The organism is Pseudomonas maumuensis, from assembly GCF_019139675.1.
GTDB lineage: Bacteria > Pseudomonadota > Gammaproteobacteria > Pseudomonadales > Pseudomonadaceae > Aquipseudomonas > Aquipseudomonas maumuensis.
The window spans coordinates 4,178,872-4,193,554 of the sequence record NZ_CP077077.1 but is presented as its reverse complement, the minus strand read 5'-3'; the positions used below and the strand labels follow the sequence as shown (position 1 = coordinate 4,193,554).

The following is a 14,683-nucleotide window of genomic DNA, read 5'->3' as shown; positions in this document are numbered from 1 at the left end:
GATGCGTATCAATCGTAGATGACTTTCTTCTTCCAGGTCTCGTCTTCATCGGTCTTGAGCCCCTGGGTCAGCGCGTTCTGGTCGTTCTCCGCCGGCTCCATCTGGTCCAGCACCTGGGCGTTGGCGCGGTTCAGCAGTTTCTCCATGTAGGTCAGCTGCTCTTCGTACTGCTTGGGCTCCGGCTGCTTGCGCAGGTACTGCACGCCACGCTCGAAGGCCAGGCGCGCCTGGCCGGGCTGGTTCTGCTGCAGGGCCTGCTGGCCGAGGTTGTTGAAGAACTCGATATGCAGCAGTACCAGGATATGGCGGATTTCCTTGACCCAGTATTTGCCTTCGTTGGTCGCCAGGAAGCCTTCCTGGGTGGCGCGCACGATCTGGTTGTGCAGCAGCTCGAGCAAGAAGCGCACGTCCTTGGCCTTGACTTCGGTGTGGATCGGCGAAGGAGGGTTGCTCACCGGGATGCGCTCACCCAGGCCAATCAACCCCTCCAGCTCGGCGATGCGCGCCTTGAGGTCGCCGCTGTGCTTGTCGAGGGCCAGCTGGCGCTGGTTGAGGTTCAGTTCGAGGCGGGTCAGCAGCAGCTTCAGCGCGGGCGTCATGAACTGCCCGGGGAAGGTCTCGGTGATCTCGCCGCAGCGGCGCAGGCGGTCGGCCAGCTCGACCTTGAGCCGTGCACGCTCGAGCTTGCCGTTTTCGACCACATTGTTCAGGTAGCCGATCACGATCAGCAGCGCGATACCTGCAACGATAAGCAGGGTGATCAGAAGTGGTGTCACCGTTAACGCCTCATGAAGAAGTTTTGCATCTATCGAGAGTGTAGTGAGTCCGCCCAAAAGCGAACAGTGCAGCCCGGCGGAACAGTCTGCGCTCCCTTATACCTGTTGGGTACGCGTGAGAGTGGCTGTGCGCCGATGCGACGTGCCCCGCGACCGGCTCTCAAGCCTTGCCTCTCTATATCGGCCTGTCATCCAAAACCTACAGATGGTGGCACATCGCTACGAGCTTGCCGAGCCGGCGTCAGAAAAGCAACGCCAATCCCCGGACGCATCCTGCACCACCGCCCATGACGACGGGAAGTCATTGATTTAAATAAATTTCTACAAAGGGGTTGACGACCTTCCAAGGCATCCATAGAATGCGCGCCACTTGCAGCGTAAAGCACACAGCGAAGCGCGGCAGGGAGTGAAAGCAAGCATGAAAATGCGAGCAGCGTGTCCCCTTCGTCTAGTGGCCTAGGACACCGCCCTTTCACGGCGGTAACAGGGGTTCGAGTCCCCTAGGGGACGCCACATTGCGGGAATAGCTCAGTTGGTAGAGCACGACCTTGCCAAGGTCGGGGTCGCGAGTTCGAGTCTCGTTTCCCGCTCCAGTTTCTCCGGCACTGCTTCGGCAGGGCAGGAAAAGAAAATCCAGGCTGAATCGTGAGGTTCATGTTCTGGTGCGCTGAAAAGCGTCGGCTTAGTCCCCTTCGTCTAGTGGCCTAGGACACCGCCCTTTCACGGCGGTAACAGGGGTTCGAGTCCCCTAGGGGACGCCATATTGCGGGAATAGCTCAGTTGGTAGAGCACGACCTTGCCAAGGTCGGGGTCGCGAGTTCGAGTCTCGTTTCCCGCTCCAGTTTCAATGCATCGTTTCGGCGGTGCCGGCGGTGAAGGTCTTCAAGGCGCTTCACGCCAATGCGGTAAAGCTTCACCCTGCGGGAATAGCTCAGTTGGTAGAGCACGACCTTGCCAAGGTCGGGGTCGCGAGTTCGAGTCTCGTTTCCCGCTCCAAATTGAAAACGCCACTTCGTTTGAAGTGGCGTTTTTTTTTGGAGGGGATTTTATGCGATGGATCAGGTCATCCTCTAATCTGGTCTGGTGACTTAAAGTCCGATTCTGACGTGGTGGAGGGCCTACGGCTTGCTGGAGCATTAACCCAGCCTGGCGTCGGCTCATTTGCGATTTTGCCAGAGCCTCCAGTGAAACGTGACAAGGCACCATGCACGACGCTATCCCCAACCGCAAACGCCATGGATGCATAACCGAAAATCTCAAGCGGTTTGTATAGCTTGGTCATCCCGAAGTTGGCTGCCGTTTCCAGGCCAAAGGAAGCTGTCTGCACTGCGGCCCCAGCAACCGCCATTGCAATGGTTAGCTTCACCGCTAATGATGATGCGGCAAAGGCCGCCCCATAGCCTAAGGTGGTGCCCGCGGCGGCGGCAGCTGCAATCGTGGGCGCCAGCGAGGCCCCGGCTGTCAACACCGCACCGATGATCGCTAATGCCGTAAAAACCACGCCAATCAGCAAGGCTTTCCAGGGTGAGTTTTTCGGCCTCATGCTTGCTTCCCAGATTTCCTGGGGCGTCATTTCCAATGTCCGGGTACCGTCGTTGCCCAGGCTTCTACTGCCATCTTCGCCCAGGCTCCTGCTGCGTCCTGTCGGATCCCTGAAAGTGATCGGGTTGCCCTGGCAGTAGGCATAGCAATTGATGCCACCGCTGTCGAACGGGCTGAGCGAATCCGGGCTGAGGAAGCGCATTAGCGTCGGGTTGTAGGCTCGGTTGCCTCGGCCCAGCAAGTACCAGCCACTGACAGGGTCGAGTGATTCGCCGTTGAAGCCAAGCAGGCTCGCCAAGGCGCCGAAGCGCTCGCCATAGGCACTGTACCTGGCATGCGCTTCCAGGCTTTCGGTAATCACACTGCCGCTGGCGTTGCAACTGAACATCAACGTAGGGCTGTCGGTAGAAGTGTCTTGCTGCCCTAGTGGCATGTCGCCAGCGTACAGTAGGTGGGTCTGAACCTGAGCATCGCGAATGGCCAGGCGCAAGCGATTTCCCTGGAAGTACAGGGCAGTAGTTTCCGCGCTTGCGTCATTCTGGCGAGTCGTAAGATGGTCATGCGCATCATAGCCGTAGCGACCTGCAGGGCCCTGTCCGACGCTGCCCACGGAAGTAAGTCGTCGTTGCGAATCATGCGTCACTGCGCGGCCTTTTTCATCGAGCTTCTGGCAACCATTGGCATCATAGGTGAAGCTCGCAGGCGTGCCGCTCCTTTCAGGGGAGTAGATCACCCGCGTCAGCTGGCAGGGGTCGGCGTTCTCGTAGTGGAACGTGGCGGTTTCCGTTGAGTGGTCTGCAAAACGCGTTTCACATCGAATAATGTTGTCGAAGTCGTCGAAGTCGAATGTTTGGCCGGTGTATTCGCGACCTTCCGGTGTGCGCGGCAGGTCTGTGCCACTGCACTCATGGACTTTCAGGCGGGCGCGTTCGTCATAGATAAAGTCTTCCTTTAACAAGGAAGTTTCAGCCTCGTTGAGCTCACGGCTTTTGAGCAGACCATCCGGCCACCAAGTTTGCACCAGTGTGCGCTCGAGGTGCCCTTTGCGAGTGAAGGTACGTTTTTCTTCCTGGCCGTGTACGTCATAGTCCAAGAGGGTGACGAGCGTTTCTTGGGTCTGGTTGTTCTCCAATTCGATCTTTGCCAGGCGTCCCAGGGTGTCGTAATTCAGCGTTGTATGCAGGTCGCCGCCGGCAACATGCGTCAATTGCCCCTTGGCGTTGTAGGTCATGAGGCTCTCGGGCCCACCCTCGACCCGCTGCCAGTTCAGGCGCCCAAGTGGGGAGGTACCTTGCTCAACGCTATAGCGGCTGGAGCCATCCTTGCTTTGCCAGGTCTCTTTATTCGTGCGGTTGTTCCAGTCGTAGCCATAGAAGCGCTCACCCAGGTCATTAACGGCAGTTTCAAGCAAACCGTTGGTCTTGTTGAGGATAAACGAAGACGTGTCTTCAGCTCTTCTGGTTGTGGGCATTTCCCTAAGTAGCAGGTCGTAATCATAGGTAATTTTTTGCTGAGCATTATTTGTTCTGAGGTCCGGTTGCATGTTCCCTTTCAAATAGAGCAGTGTTTCCTGGCGTTCGCCAGTTCGTGACGCTGCCAAACGGTCGATGCCATCATAGCTGCGGGTTCCCAGGACAACAGGCCCCTCCACGCGGCGCTGTCCCCGCTTGAGTTTGTCGGCCTCCCGATCCACGTAGACCTGGCTGGGTAGCTCTGTGCTGGAGTGCTCGGTGTAGCTGCGATTGACCCGTGTTCCATCTGCCAGTGTTGTGCGGGTCATGCGGTTCCAGGCATCGAAATCATAATGGGTGGCATGTTCTCGCTCATTGACATGAACCTTGGTATTGCCTAGCCCGTCGTACTCGTAGCGCTGGATCGCGATGGACTTGCCTTGAGCGTCAAGCCGATGCACCTGGTCGGGTTTGTCGAACAGGTTGAGCCAGGTTTGCTGCTTGTCACTGATCTTGAAACTGGCCTCAGGGCTTTGTGCCCACTGCGTGCGAATGTAGCCAGCATGCTTGCCCTGACCGGTAGGGTCATTTTCCGTGTAACGCATGACCTGGTCGGGGCCTTGTACACAGCATTCCTGGCCCCAGCCGTCGTAGCTGAATCGCGTGGTGAGCGTCAGAGGCTCCGGCGCGGGGGAGGGTTGAGCTTCGGTGGGTGCGATTGAGTGGTAGTCGGTTGCCGTTACCCTGGTTTTCTGGCCGAGGGCATCATAGGCGAGTGTCACCGTCTCCTTCATATGCTTGCGTGTGTTCTCACTCCGTTCGTCGATATGGTCGCGCTCCTCCCTCACTGGCCTGCCCAAACCGTCGGTATAGGTGACAGTGTTTACCCCGCGGGCATTGATCATGGATTGCTGCACCTGCTCATCCTCAGGGAAATCCCAGGATCCGTTGTTCGGACAGAGCGTATATGTGTACGTGCGTCTGGCCTCATAGGCTCCTTCGCCTGGGGCGACGATCTCGGTAACGACCTGGCCTAGTTCATTCTGCTCGATCTGAACGCTGACCCCGTTGTGATTCTTGATCAGCACCTGCTCACTGGTAAATTGCGAGTGCTCCGAAGTGACGGTCTTGCGCCGCGCGTCCTCGGGCTTGCCGGTGTCCTGGTGGTCGTGGCCGGTCACGGTCTGGGTGGTCACCAGCACCGGCTCGGCGAGGAAGGTGCCCTTCGTCTCGACGCCATATGCATAGGTGGTGGTGGTGGCCAGGCCGTTGAGGGTGAGCGTTTCTTCCTTCACCCGGCCATGCAGCAGGCCGTCGGCGGGTTCGTCGTGATACAGGTAGTCGCCGGCCTGCAGCAGCGTGCCACGGTTGTTCGTACCTTCATACAGGTTGTCATTCTTCACCCGGTGCCACTTTTTCACATGTTCGCTGTCGGCTGTGTCGAGCGGCTCGCCCTGCTCGTACCGACGATGCTGGTAGGTCGCCAAGGCACTGCCATGTTGGGCTTGCGGGTCCGGATGGGTGGTGGTGCTCTTGAGGTGGCGGTTGAAGCCCTCGGCGTCTTTCGGGCAGTCGCTGCCCTCACCGTCGGCGCTGTACCACTCGTAGGCCACGCGCACGCCGGTGGCCTGGGTTTCCTCCTTGAGGTTGCCGTCGTTGTGATAGCGGCGGCGGGTGGTGGTTTCCTCGCGCTCGCTCCCCGGGCTCTTGACCCAGCGGTTGAGGGTGTCCTCGGGCAACTGGCAATAAGCGGCCTGTTGCTCGAAATAGCCGTTGCTGATGCTGTAGGTGGTGGTGGTGTCGTGGGTGTAGCTGACGGTCCGACCGTTCTCCTGCTGCTGCTGGCGTGTGCGTTCGAGCTCGAGCAGGTGAAAACGGTTGAAGCGACGTTCGACCGTGCGGGTGATCGACCCACTGACCTGCGTCTCGATCGAGCCATACAGGTAATCAACGGTATAGCGGTACAAATAGTCCAGGCGGGTGTCGGGGTTGTTCAGGTCCAGGCCGGCCCCGAGGAAGTTGTTGCCTATCTTGTAGCCACCGCCAGCATCACTGGAGAGCCCGTAGTCATAGCTGGTCACGATCTTGGGCTGGCCGGAGCGTGGGTCGATCTCATGCTTCACGACCCGGGGCAGGGTGGCCGTGCTCTTAGGGATGACATGGCCTTTGCCAGGGGCGCTGTAGCTGAGGGTTTCACGGGCGCCGAGGGGCGTGCGCACCTTGTCGATGCAGTGGTAGCCATCGATCTGCGTGTAACTCAGACGCCAGTAGGGGTAGACCTTCTGCTCGGCATCGTTGGCCGTGGGCAGGCGCACCGAGGTCACCCGCTGGTTCTGGTCCAGCTCCATCTGGTACTCGACCCGGCTGCTGCCGCTGGCGTCAGGGTTGAGCACCAGAGAGATGATTTCCTTGACCTCTGGCCGCCCCGGCACGCTCGCCGCTTTGCGCTCGAACGAGAAGATCTTCCGGCGCTCGTCACGGATCGACGTCAGCCGCGGCGCGCCGGCGACCACCTCGTAGGCAAGCGTGATGCCGTGCCCTTTGTCCGAGTAGACCTTGGTCGGCATGGCCAGGGTGGTGCCGCGCTGCAGCGTGAGGATTTCCACCAGCCCCGAGCGGTGGGCAAGGCGGAAGGTATCGGCGCCAGCCTCCTCCAGGTGGAAATTGTCGATCTTCTTCTCGGACATGGTCAGTTGGTACTGGCCGTCCTTGCCGGTGACGGCAAAGCTTTCACCGCTATGCACGTTGACGATCTTGCTATCGGTGTCGTACTGCGACAGTTGCAGGTTCCAACCGCGGCCATAGCCCGAGTCGTTACGGTTGAGCGGGTTGAAGAACAGGGTCAGCGGCAGGCCCGGCCCCTGCAGGAAGTTGGCCTGTGTTTCGCGCAAGTCGATGGAGAAGGTGTACTGGCCGGTGCGTGGATCGACCCCGCCTTGCAGGTAACTCATGAAGTTGAAAGCTTTCGAATGAAGTGCGGTTTCTGCGGACATTGAAGTGCTCCCGTACATGACGTGAATCTGGTAGGGCACGGCTGAACCGGCTAGCAAGTCATCAGGCTAAAGGGCCCGGGAAGTGTCGACACCTAGCATTTTTGTCAGTTTTTCAAGCTGCCTATTTGGCGTAAAACAGCCCTAACGAAATGAGTCTGCTTATGGCGAGCGACCAATGTCAGGGGTGTTGGAATGGAACAGTCAGCTTCGAAATTTTCCCGAGCGCCCATTGAGCGCGTAGCACCGTATCCGGCTGTGGAATTTCAAGTGCCGATGATGCAATACCTGATGCATCGTAATGACCCGCGGCAGCCTGGGTTGAAACTGACTCTTGATGTTCATGATTTCGAACAATTCACGACTGTGGCGGTTATGCCTTATGACGGAATGAAAGAGAACGATGAAGTGGAAGTGTTTTTTCAGGCGTTCATCATCGCCGGCCAGCCGATCGGTCGTTTGCCAAAAATGGCGAAAATACTGAAAGCTGAGGATGTAGGCAAGCCTGTGACTTTCCCATTGATGCGAGAGGATCTGCTTGCCCCGGAGAACCTTGTAGGGTTCTACGCCGATTTTTACTTCACCGTTACTCCTGAAAACAGTGAGCCGCTCAAGTCCATTACTCAATCTGTTCAGTTGCTCTTGGCGGACCCCGCTCCGGAGCGGTTGGAGACGCCCAGCTTCGAAGAGGGGGTAGGCGCTGTACTGTATCCGCAGGACCACCCCAATGGCGTCACGCTGAAGTCCCCCGCATATCCAGACATCCAGTTCAACGACATCGTTGTGCTGTTTGAATCAACTGGAGGTGTCGCGGACTGGCAGTTCGTCGACGCTGATGGGCAGTCGGAGTTGCAGTTCACACTTAGCCAGGCATGGTTGAAGGCAAATGTAGACAAGAAAAATATCAGTTTGCAGATGCACTATGGGCGTGCAAATCGGGGGCTCAGAAGTTTACCTCTACCCGTGAGGGTGTCGAATGATCGCGCGATTGACGAAGCGCCAGAATTGCATCCTACGCTGACCTTCTACTCGGCCCGTGCCGGCTTGGCTGTGACGATTCCAGAAAATGCCGATATTAGTGGCGGTAGCACTACCATGCGTATTGTTGATGCTGACAATGTGCCGTTGCTGAGCACGGATGTGTTCAAAGAAATAAACGGGAGGCAAGTGTTCACGTTCGCGCCGGGTACGCTGGATGTCATATTGGGTGTGAATGCAAAAGTATACTTCGTTCATGTTTCTCCTGAGGGTATTTCGGTGGTTTCGAAAAGCAGCGACTTGTCAATTAGCTTACCCGGCAGCGAGGATCAGAAATATATGCCCCGCTTGCAGTGTCTACAAGCGCAGGGCATCGATGAGCTACCCAAGTCTCTGAGCGATGTTGAGATTGAGTTGGGGGGGTGGCCGTTGATGGCAGAAGGGCAGCGCGTGCGGGTCATTCTTCATCCTGAAGAAGGTACGCCTGCTTTGGTGATGGATCAGCTAGTCACGGCGGAGCACTTAGAGAGCAAGTCGTTCAAGGCCTCTTTTCCCTCGAGCCATCTCAGCGGTAAAAAGGTCAGGTTAGCGACGACCCTGCACTTCAATGTTTCAGAAAAAGAACCGGATGGCAAAGGCAGCGCGATGCTGCAGGATTTGACACTGCCGCTCAAACAATAAAGACAACTCCCGGAGTTAAACATGGCTGACAATCTTTACACCCTGCTTCAGTGGATGGCCATCAAGACGCGGACATCGCCCGAAGACGTGGTGGTGGCGCTGCACGGCGCAAAAACCAATCACCTGCTGGAGCAGGAATATATTAGGCGCTTTACCAGTGACAGCTATTTCGAGCCGTTCAGTACTCCTGTGGTAGAGGACGAATACCTGCGGTATTACCTCCATGACTTTCAACTGGACATGCCCAGGCTCCTCTTCGGTGATGAAGACCTCGATGATTCGGTCGGTTGGTTGAACATGGTGATCATCGACGGGACCAAGGTGACACTCGAATCGATCACTGACGGTTACAAGGTTACCGCGCTGGACGCCATTACACCGTTGCATGGCCCGGTGCTCAGCCTGAATTTGCACCTCGACGAAGTGGATGGTGCGATAAAGGACAGTGGCAAGATAACGCTGGACTTGAGCAAGAGCAGCGACTTTTCGGTCGATATCGACGAAGACCCCAAGCTGCAGTTCATCACCGGCGCTCTCTTCAGAGGCCTTTTCGAGAGCCTGCCCGCTGAACAACGCATATTCCCCTTGGGCGAAATCAAGCCCGGTGACGCGCCAGAGCATCTGCGGCCGCATGTGTTCGCGTTGCGTACCCAGCGTGATACCGGTGATAACGGCTCACTGCTGATTTTCATCAGCATGAAGGAAGGTTTCACAGGCAAGCCGCCGTCGGTAGGCAACGATTTCAAATTCCTGCACCCGATCGATCGTCCGCAGTCTACCGCTACCTTGATGCTGGGTATCCGGCGCACTTTGCTGTTGGCACTTTATCCACGTTTGCTCGAGCAATTTGGTCAGACGCCCACGGTCGAGTATGACGATCAGCGCCTGGGGCGTATCAAACTCAGTAATGTCGAGGCTAATGAGCCCCGTAAAAGCGAAGTAATTGAGAACTATCTGTCATTCCAGATCGCGTTGGCTATCAACAATGATCCCGGCAGAGCGAAACAGGATAATTTCACTATCGAGTTGACGGAAACCCAGGGCACCTTGAACTGGGATGCGATCGAAATCGAGGTGATGATTGACGAGTTTTCGAAAGAGACTGACGATGACGACGAATCCGATATGGACAACGCCTGGGAAAATGCCGCCAAGGCTTGGTATGGTGTGGATGATGCATCGGAAGAAGAGCACAAAGCTTCGAAACGCGAGGTGCTGAAGATGCACTATACGACTAACTACACAGTCGAGGACGGCCCGCCGGTCAGGATTGTGCGTCAGCCAGGGAGTCTCTTGCCTGTGGACTTTGATCGCTGGAGTAAATCCCTGTACGAATACTTCTATCCCCTGCACTACTATAACGACGCAAGCACCGCGGAACAGCGCGCAAACGGGTCAGTACTGCAGTGTAGGGATGAAGTCACTAAGTTCGCGAAGCGTGCAGTATCAAAACTCGACGAGATCGTCGCTATCGACGAAAAGGTCGATAACATTCTCGACAAGCTACTCGCGCTGGGTTTCGATGAAGTGATTGTCGGCGGCGAGACCTACGGCCCGTGCGACGCCGTGCGCTTTGCGCAGATTGCCGTGCATCAAGATGCTCCCACCCTCACACCACAGTGGCTGATCGTCGGCAGCGACCAGACTCGGCAGATGCAGGCCGCTGGCTCCAGCCCGATCAAGCGCTGGGAGGTCGAGGCGTTGCAGGGCGGCAAGGCCCTGGGGACTATCGATCCGCAAAGTGGCGTATATCGCGCACCCAAGGCAAGCCAGTTCCAAGGAAATCTTTGGCGCGAGCGGATCAAGGCCACGACCGAGTCGGGAGCCTACAGCTACAGCCTGACGACGGTCACCAAGAGCAACTTGCTGATTTCGCCGCTGGTGAAGATCTGCGTCGCCGGCCGCAAGGAGCAGTTGGTGGCCAGTTCGACGCTGGTCGACCCCAGTGTCCTGCAATGGTCTCTCGAAGGCGAGGCGAAAGGCGAACTGGACGCCACCACAGGCCGTGGCGTGGGCTATACGCCGCCACCGGAGGCGTCCGGCAAATCGTACGTGATCGACGAGATCGTGGCGAAGGACCCGGCGGCACCCGACACGGACACGTTCAGGGTTTACATGATCACGCTGATGAAAAGCAAACCGGCCAACATCCATGTAAGCGATGTGGTCCAGGGCGTGAGTGCGCGCCTGCGGCCGCTGAGCGAAATCGATCCCGACAAGGATGAGGTCACCTGGAAGGTCATCCTCGGCCCCGAAGGCATCGAGCCTGTCACAGGGTCGGCAAACGGCGAGGCGATCTATAGACCGGTGCCCGGAGCCGCAGACCGCTTTGCGCTGATCGATGTCGAGATCAAGAAACCTGGCCCGCTTGGCACGAAGAGAGGGATGGTCATCCTGCCTCTGCCCCTGCACGAGTACAAGCTGCCGGATCAGCAATGAGCAGCCAACAGCCCTGATCCCGGCGGGGCCCTTGCCGATTGATCAATCGGCTTTGCCTGAAGCACCACGCTTGCCTAGGAGCACATCAGATGACTTTCGAGATACCAGCGCCGCTGTTGTCGTGGATGAAGGACGAGTCAAGTGAAAACAACCGTAGGCTTTACGGCTGGGACATGATCATCGGCTTGCCCCTGGAGCTGCTCAACGCCGCGTTGCAGCACGATGACCTGCAACGGCTCGCCACTGCCCAGGGTGTGGAGGGCTTGGGCGGGCCGGTCGCGATCAATGACTCCACCCAGCAGTACGAGTTGGAGGGGTACCGGCTCTCCAACCTTGCCCTGCAAGTTGCCGCCACCAATTACGGCACCCCCAGGGTAAAGGTTTCCGCGGTGCTGGAAGGGGGAACTCAGATTCGTACGCAGGGGCTGGATGCCATCCTGACGCTCAATGAACACCCGCCCTTCGCCGGCATCGACGCCGGGCTGGAACTGCCGATCAGTTACAGCGCCGGCACTCTGGCGACCAGCCTGAGAGATGGCTTGGAGCACGAGCTGGCCGTTAGCAAAGGAGAGGTTGGCCAGGAGAATGCGGCAAAGCTGTTCAGCCAGATGCTCGGTGACCTCGAGGCGCCCAGGGCAAAGCTGCAGATGGCCCAGGTGCAGGTAAACGAAGACAACCCCTTGCGCAAGGTCAAGGAGATGCAACTGCGCACCCAGGTCGACGGCAACACGCATGTGGCGGCAGGCCAGACGCCACCCAGCTGCGTGTTGCTGTTCATCAACTTCGAGCATGGTGGGCCGGTCGATTACCCACGTGTGGGGGATACATTCCCCTATCTGCTGGGTTCGGACGGTGAGAGCGGGCAAGGTTGCACCGCCTTGCTGTCGCGCCACCTGCTGCACCGGGTTGCCTTTGCTCAGAGCATCATGGCCAGCCTGCAAGGAGGGCGTTATGACTATGGCAACTCTTCAGCCCAGCCGCTGCCCAGGATCGATGCGGACGAAGGCGTGATGTCGGTGCCCAAAGGGCTGCACCACAGCTCGCGGCTGGAGTTCGTGTATGACGAATTTGTCCTCGATGCCGCATCTGGCACGCCGTTGCACGTGACATTCGAGCCGGACAGGGCGATTCAGACCTGGCAACCGCGCTGTAGTCTCGCCTTTCAATACCGGATCGCCGGTTCAGAGCAATGGACAGCCCACTCGGTGCAGGTGCAACCCCAGCTGAACTACAGCCTGCAACTCATCGAGGCCGATGCGACCGGTGATCTGCTGCAGGGGCGATGGCTGGCGGCGGCGACCGAGCCGGCGCTGATCGAGGGTTTGCCGGCACAGTTGTCCGCGACACTGCAGGACGAGATGGCCAGCGCTCTCGAACAGATCGTCCGGGCCGGCTATCTGAATGCCGTCAATGCCCGCCCGTTGGTTCGCGTGACCGAGCAGTTGCTGCCTTTCCTGCGCTTGTTCGAAACCCGCGATTTGCGCTGGCAGGTGGGGGCCACGCCCAACAACCTGGTAGTGACAGGGGCTTTCGAAAAAGTCGAAAGCCGGTTCCGAATCGAGCAGCAGGAATTGCAGTTGGTCGCAGGGCAAAAGTTCACGTTCACGGTCCAGCCACCGCGCCAGGGGCTGAAATGGCGCGCCGAGGCGTTGCCGGGAGGCCCTGTCGACGTTGGCCTGATGAATGCAAATACAGGCGCGTACCAAGCCCCAACGGTGACGGGGGGCAACTTGCGTATCAAGGTGGTTGCCGAGGATCCCGTGACGGGCATGAGCAGTTCGGTGTTGGTGAGCGTCAATACCGTCGGGCTGATGATGGCGCCATTGTTCAAGTATCTGATACGAGGCCATAGCGGGGGCGATGAGGTCCGGTTCGTCGGGGTCTCCATGGCGCAGGACGATGTCCGGTATACGTGGCAGGTCGAAGGCGAGGCGGGTGTCAAAGGTACGTTCGAACCCGAAGCTGATACCTCGGCGGCGTTGTATAAAGCGGGACCGCGGCAGGCAGGCCGGACCTACGTGGTCGACAGGATTTCGATGACCAGTGACGCGACCCAGGCAGTGCGCGGGGGAGTCGTTCTCTCGGAACACGGCGCGCCCGAGTTGAGCATCGTACCTGCCGCCAAGGTGACCGAACAGGGCCTGAAGCTCGAGGCCTACTACGGTGAAAATGAAGATCCGTTGGAGGACATCGTCTGGGAGGTAGTGGGGCCTGGTAAGGTCATGGATGAATACTACGTCCCCGACCCGACTGCCACCGATGCGTTCGTGGTGATCATCGCCACACTCGAGTATGAAGGACATCTTTATCAAGGCCATTTGGTCCGGCCTCTGCCCCTTGACCTGTTCCCGCGTCTGGCGGCTGCCCAAGCGGCGCGCAAGCGTCGCAAGCAAAACCCACAGCTGCCACGGTTGTCCATGCACCAGGAAGGGGTTCCGAGTTTCGATCTCTTGCCAAAAGGACCACTGGCTGTTGGCCCAGGGTCCAAGGTGCAGTTCGTCTACCCACTGATCGGCAATGACCAGGTCAAGTGGAAAGTTGAGAGGGAAGAGGGCGATTCGAGCATGGCAGGTAGCATCGATGCCGAAGGCTTGTATACCGCAGGCAACACCGATACGGGTTGGGATCGTGTTAGCGCCGAGGTTTGGCTTTTGGGCAGTCTGGTGGCGACCGGTACTACGACGATCAAGAACATATCCGATATGCCTGTGTGGGATGCGCTTAAGACGTTCGACTTGACGATGCCTGCTGGCGGTGTCCAGCTTTATGGCAATGGGCATATGCAAATTGAAGTTGGTCTGCGGATGGAGGTGACGGGGGTTCCGATCCAACTCGGGGAAGCAGGGAGTGTGCGCCTGTTTTCCAAGGCGACGAGCCTGAAATTACCGGAGATAACCGGAGTACTCCCGAAAAATAGTCAGGTGTTGTGGGCATTTTCTCGAAACAGGAATTCTTATGATCTGGCAGGCTCGACGAATAGCGTTGATGTCAAGGAGACTTCCGGAATACTCGAATCGGAGAAGTACTACATCCTGAGTAGAGAGGAGCCGCAGAAGTCCATCGACTGTTATGCCGGTCTACAGGACCGCCATGGTGCCTGGCACTATTCTACGGGCGGGGACAGCGAAGGGACCCCAACAATCACGGTAACCGTGAAAAAACACGAGGTGAACAGAAGCGAGTACTCATTCGAGCGAGATCGGGTGCGACCGCCGCGCAGAGGGAATGAAGATGATGATTTCGACCTGGAATTGAATTCAGCGGACTACTGGCGCTTGGTATCGTCGACGGGCAGGAAGTTCCTCAAGGTGAAGGTGTTGAGTGGCAGTGTTGACGCTGGTGAACGCAGCGCCATGGCGGTCTGGGAGGACGACCACGATCAGGTCGACTTGATCAGCTATACCGGCTGGGCGTTCTGGTCGACGAAGTCCGACGCGACGAAGCCGACGGACATGAGGTTTGATATTAAAGGGCTTACTAAGCTGACGGGAAATCTCAACGCAGAAACTCACCTGAAGGAATCTATCAATCCTGATCATTTCACCAGTCGTGGTTTGCTGTTGGGTAATTTCAGGGCGGATAATGTTTATTTCAAGGGTGCTGACAAGGAGTCTGTGGGCAAGTACAAGAATAGCTTGCTGTATAAGCTTCAAGATAGCCAGGGTAATACTACCGATCTCTGGGTGTCCTATGATGCGGAGAATCCTACGCGTTATCGAGATTATCTAATCGTCAAAAATGCCGAGGCAGGAGTTGAACCGGATGATTGGGATGAAGAGGAAGAGGGGGGCTCATAACTCTGGGGGATAAGACTTTTTGAAGTGTA

Annotated in this window: 5 protein-coding genes and 5 tRNA genes; 8 read left to right on the top strand and 2 right to left on the bottom strand. The window is 57.7% G+C overall.

Annotated features, from left to right (window positions below):
• Nucleotides 1-8: 8 nt before the first annotated feature.
• Nucleotides 9-776 carry a hypothetical protein gene (locus tag KSS90_RS18700; RefSeq protein ID WP_217866756.1) on the bottom strand — a complete coding sequence of 256 codons (768 nt, stop codon included), beginning with the start codon at nt 774-776 and terminating at the stop codon, nt 9-11.
• Between the two features lie 437 nt (nt 777-1,213).
• Here KSS90_RS18700 and KSS90_RS18695 point away from each other — a divergent pair.
• The 5 genes from KSS90_RS18695 to KSS90_RS18675 all read left to right on the top strand — a co-directional run bounded on the left by KSS90_RS18695 (nt 1,214) and on the right by KSS90_RS18675 (nt 1,772).
• Nucleotides 1,214-1,289, top strand: a tRNA-Glu gene (locus KSS90_RS18695).
• 4 nt (nt 1,290-1,293) lie between these two features.
• Nucleotides 1,294-1,369, top strand: a tRNA-Gly gene (locus KSS90_RS18690).
• 92 nt (nt 1,370-1,461) lie between these two features.
• Nucleotides 1,462-1,537 (top strand) — tRNA-Glu (locus KSS90_RS18685).
• A gap of 4 nt (nt 1,538-1,541) precedes the next feature.
• Nucleotides 1,542-1,617 (top strand) — tRNA-Gly (locus KSS90_RS18680).
• Between the two features lie 79 nt (nt 1,618-1,696).
• A tRNA-Gly gene (locus KSS90_RS18675) sits at nt 1,697-1,772 on the top strand.
• Between the two features lie 67 nt (nt 1,773-1,839).
• Here KSS90_RS18675 and KSS90_RS18670 read toward each other — a convergent pair.
• Nucleotides 1,840-6,762 carry an RHS repeat-associated core domain-containing protein gene (locus tag KSS90_RS18670; protein WP_217866755.1) on the bottom strand — a complete coding sequence of 1,641 codons (4,923 nt, stop codon included), beginning with the start codon at nt 6,760-6,762 and terminating at the stop codon, nt 1,840-1,842.
• A gap of 192 nt (nt 6,763-6,954) precedes the next feature.
• Here KSS90_RS18670 and KSS90_RS18665 point away from each other — a divergent pair, with 192 nt between their 5' ends.
• From KSS90_RS18665 to KSS90_RS18655, 3 genes are all read left to right on the top strand, one after another.
• Nucleotides 6,955-8,418 (top strand): hypothetical protein, encoded by a 1,464-nt coding sequence (locus KSS90_RS18665; protein ID WP_217866754.1) that lies wholly within the window; start codon nt 6,955-6,957, stop codon nt 8,416-8,418.
• Nucleotides 8,419-8,439: 21 nt separating this feature from the next.
• On the top strand, nt 8,440-10,857 hold the full coding sequence (locus KSS90_RS18660; protein ID WP_217866753.1) for a hypothetical protein: 2,418 nt from the start codon (nt 8,440-8,442) through the stop codon (nt 10,855-10,857).
• An 89-nt stretch (nt 10,858-10,946) separates the two neighbouring features.
• Nucleotides 10,947-14,654 (top strand): hypothetical protein, encoded by a 3,708-nt coding sequence (locus KSS90_RS18655; RefSeq protein ID WP_217866752.1) that lies wholly within the window; start codon nt 10,947-10,949, stop codon nt 14,652-14,654.
• Nucleotides 14,655-14,683 lie beyond the last annotated feature (29 nt).

Bases quoted from the DNA above. Each gene is read 5' to 3' on its own strand.
- KSS90_RS18670 (WP_217866755.1), bottom strand. From the start codon at position 6,762: ATGTCCGCAGAAACCGCACTTCATTCGAAAGCTTTCAACTTCATGAGT.
- KSS90_RS18665 (WP_217866754.1), top strand. From the start codon at position 6,955: ATGGAACAGTCAGCTTCGAAATTTTCCCGAGCGCCCATTGAGCGCGTA.
- KSS90_RS18660 (WP_217866753.1), top strand. From the start codon at position 8,440: ATGGCTGACAATCTTTACACCCTGCTTCAGTGGATGGCCATCAAGACG.
- KSS90_RS18655 (WP_217866752.1), top strand. From the start codon at position 10,947: ATGACTTTCGAGATACCAGCGCCGCTGTTGTCGTGGATGAAGGACGAG.